The organism is Bacteroides ovatus, from assembly GCF_001314995.1.
Taxonomy (GTDB): Bacteria; Bacteroidota; Bacteroidia; order Bacteroidales; family Bacteroidaceae; genus Bacteroides; species Bacteroides ovatus.
In genome coordinates this window covers 3,978,734-3,992,636 of record NZ_CP012938.1, presented here as the reverse complement: position 1 = coordinate 3,992,636, position 13,903 = coordinate 3,978,734, and the positions used below count along the sequence as shown (strand labels likewise).

The window sequence follows — 13,903 nt, the reverse complement described above, 5'->3', positions numbered from 1 at the left end:
TTATGAGATAATGCAAAAGTAGCATATTCCCGCAGAAAGAACAAAGAAAGGGAAAGAAAGTTGGGGATGTTGACGCACCAGAGTGATGAATATAAACCCTCTTGCGTTTTTATGTCATTAGCCAAATAATGTTGATAATGGAGATGCTTTGCTAATAACCGTACCAAAAATGAATGAAACCTTATTCTTAACTATTCATTTCTAGGATTTATAGTCTAATAATTCTTTTGTAACCAGACTCCCAACAGTTTATCAGCTATTTCATACTGATTTTGTTCCTGCGAGACTAGATTCTTTTCCAGTAATCCCTTGAGTGCAGCTTGTACGGAACTCGGAGTACTTAGCTTGTATTTTTTTATAAATTTTCCTGAAGTGACTCCGGTTGCTTTTTGTTCTTTTCCGATAGCAATCAGTACTTCTTTCTGTTTTTCCGGAAGGCGGGAGAAAATCTCCTGATATGTGAAGTCCTGCATCTGCAGGATATTGGTCAGGGCAATACTTTGGAGGGAACGATCACACACTTCCCCTTTTCCGGTCAGTATATATAATTCATTAAACATGAGTTGTACATACCAGGTATGTCCTTCAAAGAAATTATATACTTCGTCTATCAGTTCTTCTTCAATACGTTTCTTATTTTCAAGGAAAAGCCTTTCAACAAATGCCCTGTATGCCGTAAGCGGAATGCTCTTTAGTTGCATCATATTGACACTTTGATAAAAAGGTCGGGCCGGGCTGTTGAACATATTCATCATAATGTGTTTCTGGCTTCCGGCAAAGATGAAACGAGCATTTTGGCAATGCTGGACTTTAGTTCTCAATATGGCTTCTACATTCTTCTCTGTGTAATTGCCTATTTGCTGAAATTCGTCGATGGCTACGATACAAGGTTTATCAGCCTGTTCTAAATAAGCGAAGATTTCATCCAGTGTTGTTTCTGCAGTATGAATGTCTCCTAATCCAATATCGAAGGTGGGTTCTCCCGTAACAGAATCCAGTTTAAAACCTGCGCGCAGTGAGGAAATGACGGAGAAGAAACGTTCGATGAACTTTATTCCTTTGGGTTTGAGCTTCTCGAAAATCTCTTTTCCCAAAGCGAATACAAATTCCCTAAGGCTGGCTGTCGCATAAATATCAATGAAGAATGTATAGTAATGCTCTTTAATCTCATCCTGATAAAAGCAATGACGAATCAGACCTGTCTTTCCCATGCGACGCACAGAAATGATAACGACATTTCTTCCATTGGTTATGTTACGTATCAACTGTTCTGTTTCCACTTCGCGGTCACAAAAGTAATGGGGAGATAGGTATCCGCCTACGATAAAAGGGTTATTAACGATTGCCATACTGATTATTATAAATACAATTATTACAAATATAATAATTATGTTTATAATAAATCCGATTTACCTCCTCTTTTTAATAAACATTGTTTTTCTGCCTGCAATAATTTTCTCCTGAAAGCCGGAAGTTTCTGAAAGACTTTTATCTTTGCAACTATAATACATACGGCACTATGAAAAAAGTGATTCTGATTTTTGTGACAATCGTCCTTTCCGGTCTGCTTTATGCAAAAGATAATAAGAGTACCGATGCGTTACTTCGTGAGATTGATGGTATCATTAAAAACCGTCAGACCTATGGAGCAGAAAAGGAGGCGCGTATCGCTGACCTGAAGAAATTGTTGGCGGAGGCTACTTCCGATGAACAACGATATGGTTTTTGCGGACGTCTTTTCGATGAATACCGGGCTTATAATCTGGATTCGTCTTTTGTCTATGCTCAACGGAAAGAGGAACTGGCGCATCGCATGGATAAACTGGATTACCTGGATGATGCTGCCATGAATATGGCGGAAGTGATGGGAACTACCGGAATGTATAAAGAAGCGTTGGAACTATTGGGGCAGATTGATAAGAAAACGTTGCCCGATTATCTCTATGGTTACTATTATCATCTGTATCGCACTATTTACGGATTGATGGGAGATTATGCCGTTACGGAGAAAGTCAAGAAAGAGTATTATCGAATGACGGATCTGTATCGTGACTCTCTTCTGCAGGTCAACGCTTCCGACTCTTTGGGGCACGTGTTGGTGATGGCGGATAAGTGTATCGTACATGCTCAATACGATGAAGCCATCCGTATGCTGATGGAATATTACAACAAACCTTCTTTGGATGACCATTCAAAAGCAATGCTTACTTATACTCTCTCCGAGGGTTACCGGTTGAAAGGCGACAAACAGGGGCAAAAACATTACCTGGCTCTTTCGGCCATTGCCGACCTGAAATCGGCAGTAAAGGAATATGTATCTTTGCGCAAACTCGCTTCTCTTGTCTACGATGAAGGGGATATTGACCGTGCCTACAATTACCTGAAATGCTCCTTAGAGGATGCCACTCTTTGTAATGCCCGCCTTCGTACGTTAGAAATCTCGCAAGTCTTTCCTATCATTGACCAGGCTTACCAATTGAAAACCAAACGGCAGCAACAGGAGATGAAAGTATCATTGATTTGTATCAGTTTGCTTTCCGTATTTTTGTTGGTTGCCATTTTCTTCGTTTACAAGCAGATGAAAAAGGTTGCTGCCGCACGTCGCGAAGTGGTTGATACTAATACGTTGTTGCAAGAACTGAACGAAGAACTTCACGACTCCAATTCGCAACTGAAAGAGATGAACCATACGCTTTCGGAAGCCAACTATATCAAGGAGGAATATATCGGCCGATATATGGACCAATGCTCCACTTATCTCGACAAGATGGATTTATACCGTCGTTCCCTAAATAAAATTGCCGCTGCCGGAAGAGTGGAAGAACTATATAAAGCCATTAAATCTTCTCAATTCCTTGACGAAGAACTGAAAGAGTTTTATGCAAATTTCGACATGACTTTCCTGCAACTCTTCCCCAATTTTGTGGAAGAATTTAATGCGCTGCTTACCGAACCCATGCAACCCAAACCGGGAGAACTGTTGAACACCGAACTCCGTATATTTGCCCTTATCCGGCTGGGGATTACGGACAGTACCAAGATAGCGCAATTCCTCCGTTATTCCGTGACTACCATTTATAATTACCGGACCCGTGTCCGTAACAAAGCTTTGGGAGAAAGAGATGAATTTGAGACTAAAGTAATGCAAATAGGGAAGGTGGAAGAATAAGAAAATCACTACTTTTTTAGTCTGACTTCTATTTTATAACGTTCTTATATTTAGTGGTTTATGCTGTGAGATACTGTATAAATCACTATATTTTTGCTATCTGCTTTAAGAAGCAGTATGAAATGTGGATACTTTTGTTTCACGGTCATTCAGCAATGACACAGAGAACGAAAACAAAAGTAACCCTAATATTAACTTTAAATTAATGTACATGAAACAGAGTATGAAGTCGAAAGGCTTTGAACGCCGCCTCTTATTAATAATGTGGGGCTTGTTCCTATCTCTTAGTGCATTCGCACAACAGATTTCAATAAAAGGACATGTAGTAGATGCCACGGGTGAACCGGTGATCGGTGCCAGTGTGGTGGAAGGACGTACAACGAATGGTACGATAACCGATGTAGACGGTAATTTCTCATTAAGCGTTCCGGCTAACAGCACGCTGACTATCTCTTTTGTCGGCTATAAAACGCAGACAGTTCCGGTGAACGGGAAAAACTCGTTGAAAGTAACCTTGCAGGAAGATACGGAAGTATTGGACGAAGTAGTAGTGGTAGGTTACGGAACAATGAAAAAGAGCGATTTGACTGGTGCCGTATCTTCTGTCGGAGTGAAGGACATCAAAGACTCTCCGGTAGCTAATATCGGTCAGGCAATGCAGGGAAAAGTATCCGGCGTGCAGATAATCGATGCCGGTAAGCCGGGTGATAATGTCACTATTAAAATTCGCGGTTTGGGTACGATCAACAACAGTAACCCGCTGATTGTCATTGACGGAATTCCTACCGACTTGGGATTGTCTTCTTTGAATATGGCTGATGTGGAACGGGTAGACGTATTGAAGGATGCTTCGGCAACAGCTATCTATGGTTCCCGTGGTGCCAACGGTGTGGTGATGATTACCAGCAAACGTGGTGCCGAGGGTGCCGGAAAAGTAACGGTAAACGCAAACTGGGCTATTCAGAACGCTACTAAAGTGCCCGATATGCTGAATGCTGCGCAATATGCCGCTTTGAGCAATGATATGCTGTCTAATAATGATGATAATACAAACCCTTATTGGGCAGATCCTTCTTTATTGGGAACAGGAACGAACTGGCTGGATGAGATGCTACGTACGGGAGTGAAACAAAGCTATTCGGTTAGCTATTCCGGCGGTACGGAAAAGGCACATTACTATGTATCCGGCGGTTTCCTCGACCAGTCCGGTATCGTGGAAAGCGTTAATTACCGTCGTTTCAATTTCCAGGCAAATAGTGATGCCCAGGTCAATAAATGGTTGAAGTTCACTACCAATCTGACATTCAGTACGGACGTGAAAGAGGGAGGAAGCTATAGCATCGGAGATGCGATGAAAGCACTTCCCACCCAGCCGGTGAAGAATGAAGACGGTGGCTGGAGCGGTCCCGGACAGGAAGCGCAATGGTATGGAAGTGTCCGCAATCCGATCGGTACGTTGTATATGATGACGAACGAGACAAAAGGATATAACTTTCTGGCAAACATCACCGGAGAGATTGCCTTTACCAAATGGTTGAAGTTGAAAAGTACCTTTGGTTATGATGCCAAATTCTGGTTTGTCGACAACTTTACTCCGGCTTACGACTGGAAACCGAATCCGGTAGAAGAATCTTCCCGCTATAAGAGTGACAACAAATCATTTACCTACCTGTGGGATAATTATTTTGTATTCGACCATACTTTCGCCCAAAAACATCGTGTAGGTGTGATGGCAGGTTCTTCCGCCCAGTGGAACAACTATGATTACCTGAATGCTCAAAAGAATATCTTCATGTTTGATAATATCCATGAAATGGACAACGGCGAGAAGATGTACAGTATCGGTGGCAGCCAGAGCGACTGGGCACTGCTTTCTCTGATGGCACGTCTCAACTATTCTTACGAAGATAAATACCTGCTTACAGCCACTGTGCGCCGTGACGGTTCCTCCCGCTTCGGTAAGAACAACCGTTGGGGAACATTCCCTTCCGTTTCTCTGGCATGGCGTATTTCGCAGGAAGAATGGTTTCCGAAAGACAACTCTCCGGTGAATGACCTCAAACTGCGTATTGGATACGGTGTGACCGGTAATCAGGAAATCGGTAACTACGGCTTTGTGGCTTCCTATAATACAGGAGTCTATCCTTTCGGCAACAACAACTCCACCGCTTTGGTATCTACCACCCTTTCCAATCCGAATATTCATTGGGAAGAGGTACGCCAAACCAACTTCGGTGTGGATATGAGCCTGTTCAATTCACGTGTCAACCTTTCGCTGGATGCCTACATCAAAAAGACGGCAGACATGTTGGTGAAAGCTTCCATCCCTATCACCTCCGGTTTTGAAGATACTACTGAAACCTTTACCAATGCCGGCAAGATGCGCAACAAAGGAGTGGAAATGACCCTGCGCACCATCAACCTGAAAGGTCTTTTCTCTTGGGAATCTGCTTTAACGGCTACCTATAACAAGAATGAAATTCTGGACCTGAACAGCGAAACTCCGATGTTTATCAATCAGATGGGTAACTCATACGTGACTATGCTTAGAGCCGGTTATCCGATCAATGTATTCTACGGATACGTGACCGACGGACTTTTCCAAAACTGGGAGGAAGTAAACCGCCATGCCACCCAACCGGGAGCAGCTCCGGGGGATATCCGTTTCCGGGATTTGAATAACGATGGAGTCATCAACGATGAAGACCGTACCGTTATCGGTAACCCGAATCCGAACTGGTTCTTCTCTTTAAGCAATAATTTCTCTTATAAGGGATGGGAACTCTCCGTTTTCCTGCAAGGCGTATCGGGAAACAAGATTTATAATGCCAACAATGTTGACAACGAAGGAATGGCAGCCGCTTACAACCAGACCACAGCCGTATTGAACCGCTGGACGGGTGAAGGAACCAGCAACTCTATGCCCCGCGCCATTTGGGGAGACCCGAACCAGAACTGCCGTGTATCCGACAGATTTGTGGAAAACGGTTCCTATCTCCGTCTGAAGAATATCACGCTTTCGTATACACTGCCTAAAAAGTGGATGCAAAAGATTCAACTGGAAAATGCCCGCATCTCTTTCTCTTGCGAGAATGTGGCAACTATTACCGGATATTCCGGCTTTGACCCGGAAGTTGATATTAATGGCATCGACAGCAGCCGTTACCCGATTTCACGTACCTTCAGTATGGGCTTGAACTTTAACTTTTAAATCAGGAGAAAGAATATGAAAAAGATAATAACTTTGGTATTTATGTCTGCCGTGCTGGCATTGACATCGTGCAACGATTTCTTAGATAAATATCCCAAATATGGCGTCGATCCCGAGTCGGAAGTGACGAATGAGATTGCTGTGGCACTGACTACTGCCTGCTACAAGACTCTTCAGTCATCTAATATGTATAACCAGCGTATTTGGAGCCTCGACATCATCGCAGGTAACAGTGAAGTAGGAGCCGGAGGAGGTACTGACGGTTTGGAGACTGTTCAGGCTTCCAATTTCATTGCCCAGAGCGATAACGGCTTTGCCTTGTATGTATGGCGTTCTCCGTGGGTAGGGATCGGACGTTGCAACATCGTGCTTTCCAATTTGCCTTCAGCATCTGTCTCCAATGAGATAAAGACCCGTTGCATGGGTGAGGCTTATTTTCTGCGTGCACATTATTATTATATTCTGGTTCGTTTGTACGGAGGGGTGCCTTTGCGCTTGGAGCCGTTTGAACCGGGAGAATCTGCGGATATTGCCCGTAATACGGTAGATGAGGTATATGCTCAAATTCTTTCCGACTGCAAAAATGCAGTGAATATGCTTCCTCCGAAAAGCAGTTATGGAGATGCTGACAGGGGACGTGCCTGCAAAGAGGCTGCAATGGCGATGCTGGCGGATATTTACCTGACACTGGCTCCCAACCATCGCGACTATTATAATGAAGTAGTGACCTTGTGCAATAACATTGCTGCAATGGGATATGATCTGACTCAATGCAATTATGCTGATAACTTTAATGCGACGATCAATAATGGTGCAGAATCTCTCTTCGAAGTGCAATACTCCGGTAGTACGGAATATGACTTCTGGGGCGGCGATAATCAAGCATCCTGGCTGTCTACTTTCATGGGGCCTCGTAATTCGGGTATGGTAGCCGGTGCTTATGGATGGAACTTGCCTACGGAAGAGTTTGTCAAGCAATACGAGGACGGTGATTTGCGGAAAGACATCACTGTGTTGTATCAGGGTTGTCCTGCTTTTGACGGTATGGAATACAGACGTTCCTGGTCGAATACGGGTTATAACGTACGTAAGTTCCTTGTGTCGAAAACCGTCTCTCCGGAGTATAATACCAACCCCAACAACTTTGTAGTATATCGTTATGCGGATGTCTTACTGAAGAAAGCGGAAGCCTTGAATGAGCAGGGACATCCGGATCAGGCTGCCGAACCATTGAATATCGTTCGTAAGCGTGCCGGACTGACAGGGTTGCCGACCACTCTGACGCAGACCGAAATGAGAGAAAAGATTATTCACGAACGTCGGATGGAACTTGCTTTTGAGGGACATCGCTGGTTCGATATGATCCGGGTTGATAATGGAAATTATGCATTGACATTCCTGAAATCTATCGGTAAGAATAATGTGACCAAAGAACGTCTCTTGTTGCCTATTCCGCAAACGGAGATGGACTCCAATCACCTGATGACTCAAAATCCCGGTTATTAATCCGTTTTATAATCATTCATTTAGACAAATAATATGATGAAAAAATATATATATCAGTTGTTATGCTCTCTTTTCATCGGCGCAACGATGGTTGCTTGTACCGAGGATTATATGGAGACAGATAAAGGACATGATACCCTCACCCTTTCGGTGAATCAGCAGGAGTTGGTGTTGAACGAAAAGAACCATAGTCAGGAGGCGCTGGCGCTTTCATGGACTACCGGAACGAATTATGGAAGCGGTAACCGTATCTCTTATACGCTTGAACTGGCGAAAGCCGGAACGGACTTTGCGAATGCTTATTCGGTGGATTTGGGTACGGGAACGTATCAATGGACTAAGAAAGTGGAAGAACTTAACCAATTTCTGCATACGCAGTTCGGTATCGGTTATGACGTGAAGGCAGAGCTGGAAGCACGTATCACAGCCGTCGTTGCCGGAATGGAAGATCAGAAGCAGATTGCGACGACTGCCTTTACGTTGACTACTTACCAGCCGGTTACTACGACGCTTTACCTGATTGGTGATGCTACTCCGAACGGATGGAGTGCCGATAACGCAACGGCAATGGAGCGCACGGATAACGGACAGTTTACATGGACAGGAAAGCTGAATACCGGATCGTTTAAGTTTATAACGACCTTAGGAGAATTCCTGCCGTCGTACAACCGTGATGCTACTGCCGGAGAAGGACTCAAACTGACCTATCGTACATCGGGTGACCAACCGGACGAACAGTTCACAATCAGTAAAGAAGCAACTTATATCGTAAAAGCAAACCTGCTCGACTTGACGTTGACACTTACTGAAACAGAAGATATTGGCTGGAGATATGAAGAATTTTTCATTGTCGGTTCGTTTACGGGTAACAATGGTTGGGGATTTGAAGCACTGTCTAAAGATGCTGTTCAGATGAACCTGTTCCATTATGGAGCCGTGATTCCCTGGAAGGCGGACGGAGAATTTAAATTCGCTTCTGTGACAGATTTCGGTCAGGCGGATGCTTTCTTCCATCCTACTGTGGCTAATGCTCCGTACACTTCGACATCAGTAGTGCTTGGAGGTGACGATAATAAATGGCAGATGAAGGAAGCCGAATGTGGCAAACCTTATAAAGTATGGTTCTATACAGGCAAAGGAAAAGAAAAGATGCTGATGCGTCCGTTCACTCCTTACGAAGGGCTGTATCTGGTGGGTGAGGCAACTCCAAACGGATGGGATTTAGGCAATGCTACTCCGATGACGAAGAGTGCCGACAGTCCTTACATCTTTACCTGGAGCGGCACACTGAAAACAGGTGAGATGAAGATTTCCTGCGACAAGCAATCAGACTGGAACGGGGATTGGTTTATGGCGGATAAGAGCAACAAGGCTCCGACGGGAGAAGTAGAGACGGCATTGTTTGTTGTTAAGTCGGATGCGGAGTTGAGCAGTATGTATCCGGATGCAGATTTGGGTAGTTTGGATAATAAGTGGAATATTCAGGAAGCCGGTTCTTATCGGATTACGATTGACCAGTTGAAAGAGACGATTTCGATTGTGAAACAATAAAACAAGAATTCAAGATGAAGAAAATAATATATTGGGTGGCTGCTTTTCTGTGTATGGCTTGCAGTGACGATCATGGGGCGAACCAGGAGAATGGAGGAGCTTCGGGCAGTGTTACCGAAGTGACTCCGGTAACATCGGATTTAAGTGTGGACCTGTCTACGGATAAGGCTTTCTATAAACCGGGGGAGAAAGTGGTATTTACAGCAGAAGATGCGTTGCCTGCCGGAACTAAAGTTCGCTATCGTCTTTTAGGGGAGGTTGTCGGAGAAGAGTCGGTAAATGGTACGAGCTGGATATGGCAACCGCCTACTACTGATTTCAAAGGATATATGGCGGAACTGTACCGTCAGGAGAATGGTACGGATGTGATTGTCGGTACGATTGCGGTAGATGTATCCAGTGATCCGTCACGTTTTCCGCGTTATGGTTTTGTCGCTGATTTCAGTCAGGAGAAGACGGCTGAAAAGACACAGGAAGAGATGGCGTATCTGAATCGTCATCACATCAATTGGGTACAGTTTCAGGACTGGCATAATAAACATCACTGGCCGTTGGGCGGTACACGCACACAGTTGGACGAAGTATATATGGACATCGCTAACCGGGAGGTTTATACAAGTTCGGTGAAAAATTACATTGAAGCGCAGCATCGTTTCGGTATGAAGTCTATGTTTTACAATCTTTGTTTCGGGGCGTTGAAGGATGCTGCTACGGACGGGGTGAAGGAGGAATGGTATTTGTTTAAGGATGCTTCTCACACTACTAAAGACAGTCATGATTTGCCGGGCGGATGGAAAAGTAATATTTATCTGGTCGACCCTTCTAATAAGGAATGGCAGAAATATTTGAACGAAAGGAATGATGATGTATACGCGAACTTTGCCTTCGACGGCTATCAGATAGACCAGTTGGGACGACGTAGCACGCTTTACAATTACAATGGTATTCCGGTCAATCTGCGTGAGGGATATGCTTCTTTTATTGAAGCGACGAAGCAGGCTCATCCGGACAAGAGTTTGGTGATGAATGCGGTCAGCCGTTACGGTGCCCGTCAGATAGGGGAGACAGGTAAAGTTGATTTCTTCTATAATGAGGTGTGGGCGGATGAGGCTGATTTTACCAATCTGAAAGCCATTCTTTATGAAAATGGAGTCTATGGCAATTATCAGTTGAATACGGTTTTTGCAGCTTATATGAATTATAATAAAGCGGATAACCGGGGAGAATTTAATACGCCGGGTATCTTATTGACAGATGCTGTCATGTTTGCTTTGGGTGGTTCGCACCTGGAGTTGGGAGGCGATCACATGTTGTGCAAAGAGTACTTTCCGAATGAGAACCTGACAATGAGCGAGGAATTGAAAACAGCGATGGTTCGTTACTATGACTTCCTGACTTCTTATCAAAATCTGCTTCGTGACGGTGGTACGGAGAATAGTGTTTCCATGAATTGTACCAATGGCGAAATGAGATTGAATAGCTGGCCTCCTCAACAGGGATCAGTTACTACTTATGCCAAGCAGGTAGGTGGCAAGCAAGTGATACATCTTCTTAACTTTTCGCAAGCGAACAGCCTTAGCTGGAGAGATGTGGACGGTACGATGCCGGAACCGGCTCTGATTACAAAAGCAGCTTTGCAAATGAATCTGTCGGCAAAAGTGAATAAGTTGTGGGTAGCGTCGCCGGATGCACACGGAGGGGCTTTGCAGGAGTTGGCCTTTACACAGGAGAACGGGGTTGTCTCATTCACATTGCCTTCCCTGAAATATTGGACGATGATTGTGGTTGAATAAAGCGGCTGCTACAGAATAACTAAAATGATAGGTATGATGATTAGATATAGATTATGGGTATGGGTGTTGTGCCTGATATTTCCAACATGGGTTTGGGCGGAAAATACGACACGTACATGCACTTCTTTTACACAGCAGGGACGTCAGGTGACTTTTCACCTGGCGGACAGTGCCGCCTTACAATTGCAACTTTGCAGCTCTTCCGTCGTGAAAATCTGGTTCTCACCCGACGGGCAATTGCAACGAAGAAATGCTTCGTTTGCAGTGATTAATGAAGAACTGGAAGAGGTAGGAACTATTCATGTGGATGAACAGGCGGCCTGTTACGAGATATTTACTCCGAAGTTGCGTATCCGGGTGAATAAATCTCCGATGAGTCTTCAGATATTCGATAAATATCAGAAACTCCTGTTTAGTGATTATGCCGATAAAGGCCATGTCAGTGAAGGAACGAAGAAGGTGGAATATAAAGTGCTTCGTCGTGACGAGCACTTCTTCGGACTTGGTGAGAAAGCGGGAAAGATGGACCGTCGTGGCGAGTCTTATAAGATGTGGAATAGTGACAAACCTTGTTATAGTGTGGTAGAAGATCCTCTTTACAAGAGTATTCCTTTCTTTATGAGCAATTACCGGTATGGTATTTTCCTTGATAATACCTATAAGACGGAATTCAAATTCGGAACGGAAAGCCGTGATTATTACAGCTTTGAAGCGCCGAACGGGGAAATGATATATTACTTTATTTTCGGTAAAGACTATAAAGAAATCATCAGCCAATACGTCGGACTGACCGGAAAACCTATCATGCCGCCGAAATGGGCGTTGGGTTTTGCTCAATGCCGCGGTCTGTTGACAAGTGAAAAGCTAAGTCGTGAAATAGCCGAAGGTTACCGGAAACGGAGAATACCTTGTGATATTATCTATCAGGATATCGGCTGGACAGAATATTTGCAGGATTTCGAATGGCGCAAAGGAAACTATGAAAACCCTAGGAAGATGCTTTCGGATTTGAAAGAGATGGGTTTTAAGGTAGTCGTATCTCAAGACCCGGTAATTGCACAAGCCAACAAAAAACAATGGGAAGAAGCAGACCGCCTGGGCTATTTTGTAAAGGACAGTACGAACGGTAAAAGCTACGATATGCCCTGGCCGTGGGGTGGAAACTGCGGAGTGGTAGACTTCACCCTGCCTGCCGTAGCCGACTGGTGGGGAACTTATCAGCAGAAACCTATTGACGATGGTGTCTCCGGCTTCTGGACAGACATGGGCGAACCTGCCTGGAGTAACGAGGAGCAGACGGAACGCCTGGTGATGAAGCACCATCTCGGTATGCACGATGAAATCCATAACGTCTATGGCCTGACTTGGGACAAAGTGGTAAAAGAGCAATTTGAAAAGAGGAATCCGGACCGTCGTGTTTTCCAAATGACTCGTGCTGCTTATGCCGGATTGCAACGTTATACGTTCGGTTGGACGGGTGATAGCGGAAACGGAGACGATGTACTGCAAGGGTGGGGACAATTAGCCAATCAGATTCCTGTAATGCTTTCCGCCGGATTGGGATTAATCCCATTTTCTTCCTGTGATATTACCGGTTACTGTGGAGATGTTGAGGATTATCCGGCTATGGCGGAACTCTATACCCGTTGGATTCAATTCGGAGCATTTAATCCTTTGAGCCGTATTCACCACGAGGGAGATAATCCGGTGGAACCGTGGCTTTTCGGACCGGAAGCGGAAAAGAACGCGAAAGCGGCTATCGAACTGAAATATCGTTTGTTGCCGTATATCTACACTTACGCCCGCGAAGCGTATGATACAGGATTGCCTATCATGCGGCCTCTATTTCTCGAATATCCAATGGATATGGAAACGTTTTCTACGGATGCCCAATTCTTGTTCGGTCGTGAATTGTTGGTAGCCCCCGTGGTGAAGAAAGGTGCCCGCACAAAGAACGTGTACCTTCCCGAAGGTACATGGATAGACTACAACAACAAGCAGACGGTCTACACCGGAGAGCAATGGACTACCGTTGATGCTCCCTTGTCTTCTGTTCCTATGTTTGTGAAGCAAGGTTCTATCATCCCTACGATGCCGGTGATGAACTACACCCACGAGAAACCGGTATATCCACTTACTTTTGAAATCTTCCCCGCACAGGAAGATGCACAGGCAGCCTTTACTCTTTACGAAGATGAAGGAGAAAACTTAGGGTACCAGCGTGATGAATTTGTCAAAACACCGATTATTTGCAGTACTTTGGCAAATGGATATGAATTGACTGTCTCTGCCCGTGAAGGAAAAGGATACACTGTCCCCGGTCCGAGAAATCTGTTGTTCCGTATTTATTCTGCGAAAGCCCCGAAAGAGGTAACTGTCAAAGGAAAGAAGATAAAGAAAACTAAACCGGAACGTTTGGAAGAAAATCTGGAGAATGACACTGAAACTGTGGTGTGGAGTTGGGATAAAGGAACAGGTGTCTGTAGTGTGAGAATACCTGATAAAGGTGTTGGTGAAAAGATTATGATTATCTTTAAGTAGTAATTGCAGAAATCATGGGTTACTTTGCCTATGTTTTTTGCTTATATTTTCTTCATTTTGCCTATGTTTTTAGGCGGTTATTTCGTTAAATTGCCTATGTTCTTAGAATAAAATGGTATATTTGTAGCTGAT

7 protein-coding genes are annotated in these 13,903 nt (G+C 44.4%); 6 read left to right on the top strand and 1 reads right to left on the bottom strand.

Features of this window, described 5'->3' with window-relative positions:
• Nucleotides 1–215: 215 nt before the first annotated feature.
• Nucleotides 216–1,349 carry an AAA family ATPase gene (locus tag Bovatus_RS15475; protein ID WP_004298606.1) on the bottom strand — a complete coding sequence of 378 codons (1,134 nt, stop codon included), beginning with the start codon at nucleotides 1,347–1,349 and terminating at the stop codon, nucleotides 216–218.
• A gap of 170 nt (nucleotides 1,350–1,519) precedes the next feature.
• Between Bovatus_RS15475 and Bovatus_RS15470 the strand changes: the two genes are divergently transcribed.
• The 6 genes from Bovatus_RS15470 (at nucleotide 1,520) to Bovatus_RS15445 (ending at nucleotide 13,771) form a co-directional block, all read left to right on the top strand.
• Nucleotides 1,520–3,169 carry a DUF6377 domain-containing protein gene (locus Bovatus_RS15470; protein ID WP_004298604.1) on the top strand — a complete coding sequence of 550 codons (1,650 nt, stop codon included), beginning with the start codon at nucleotides 1,520–1,522 and terminating at the stop codon, nucleotides 3,167–3,169.
• A 211-nt stretch (nucleotides 3,170–3,380) separates the two neighbouring features.
• Entirely contained in the window at nucleotides 3,381–6,380 is a 3,000-nt protein-coding gene (locus tag Bovatus_RS15465; protein WP_004322917.1) for a SusC/RagA family TonB-linked outer membrane protein, read from the top strand.
• A gap of 42 nt (nucleotides 6,381–6,422) precedes the next feature.
• Nucleotides 6,423–7,886 carry a RagB/SusD family nutrient uptake outer membrane protein gene (locus Bovatus_RS15460; RefSeq protein ID WP_004322918.1) on the top strand — a complete coding sequence of 488 codons (1,464 nt, stop codon included), beginning with the start codon at nucleotides 6,423–6,425 and terminating at the stop codon, nucleotides 7,884–7,886.
• A 36-nt stretch (nucleotides 7,887–7,922) separates the two neighbouring features.
• Complete coding sequence (locus Bovatus_RS15455) at nucleotides 7,923–9,437, top strand: SusF/SusE family outer membrane protein (RefSeq protein WP_004322919.1); 1,515 nt, start codon at nucleotides 7,923–7,925, stop codon at nucleotides 9,435–9,437.
• 14 nt (nucleotides 9,438–9,451) lie between these two features.
• A complete protein-coding gene (locus Bovatus_RS15450; protein ID WP_004298599.1) occupies nucleotides 9,452–11,230 on the top strand; it encodes an endo-dextranase in 1,779 nt (592 codons plus the stop codon).
• Between the two features lie 36 nt (nucleotides 11,231–11,266).
• Nucleotides 11,267–13,771, top strand: coding sequence for a glycoside hydrolase family 31 protein (locus Bovatus_RS15445; protein WP_004322920.1), 2,505 nt, complete (start codon nucleotides 11,267–11,269; stop codon nucleotides 13,769–13,771).
• The last annotated feature ends 132 nt before the right edge of the window (nucleotides 13,772–13,903 follow it).

Bases quoted from the DNA above. Each gene is read 5' to 3' on its own strand.
- Bovatus_RS15475 (WP_004298606.1), bottom strand. From the start codon at position 1,349: ATGGCAATCGTTAATAACCCTTTTATCGTAGGCGGATACCTATCTCCC.
- Bovatus_RS15470 (WP_004298604.1), top strand. From the start codon at position 1,520: ATGAAAAAAGTGATTCTGATTTTTGTGACAATCGTCCTTTCCGGTCTG.
- Bovatus_RS15465 (WP_004322917.1), top strand. From the start codon at position 3,381: ATGAAACAGAGTATGAAGTCGAAAGGCTTTGAACGCCGCCTCTTATTA.
- Bovatus_RS15460 (WP_004322918.1), top strand. From the start codon at position 6,423: ATGTCTGCCGTGCTGGCATTGACATCGTGCAACGATTTCTTAGATAAA.
- Bovatus_RS15455 (WP_004322919.1), top strand. From the start codon at position 7,923: ATGAAAAAATATATATATCAGTTGTTATGCTCTCTTTTCATCGGCGCA.
- Bovatus_RS15450 (WP_004298599.1), top strand. From the start codon at position 9,452: ATGAAGAAAATAATATATTGGGTGGCTGCTTTTCTGTGTATGGCTTGC.
- Bovatus_RS15445 (WP_004322920.1), top strand. From the start codon at position 11,267: ATGATTAGATATAGATTATGGGTATGGGTGTTGTGCCTGATATTTCCA.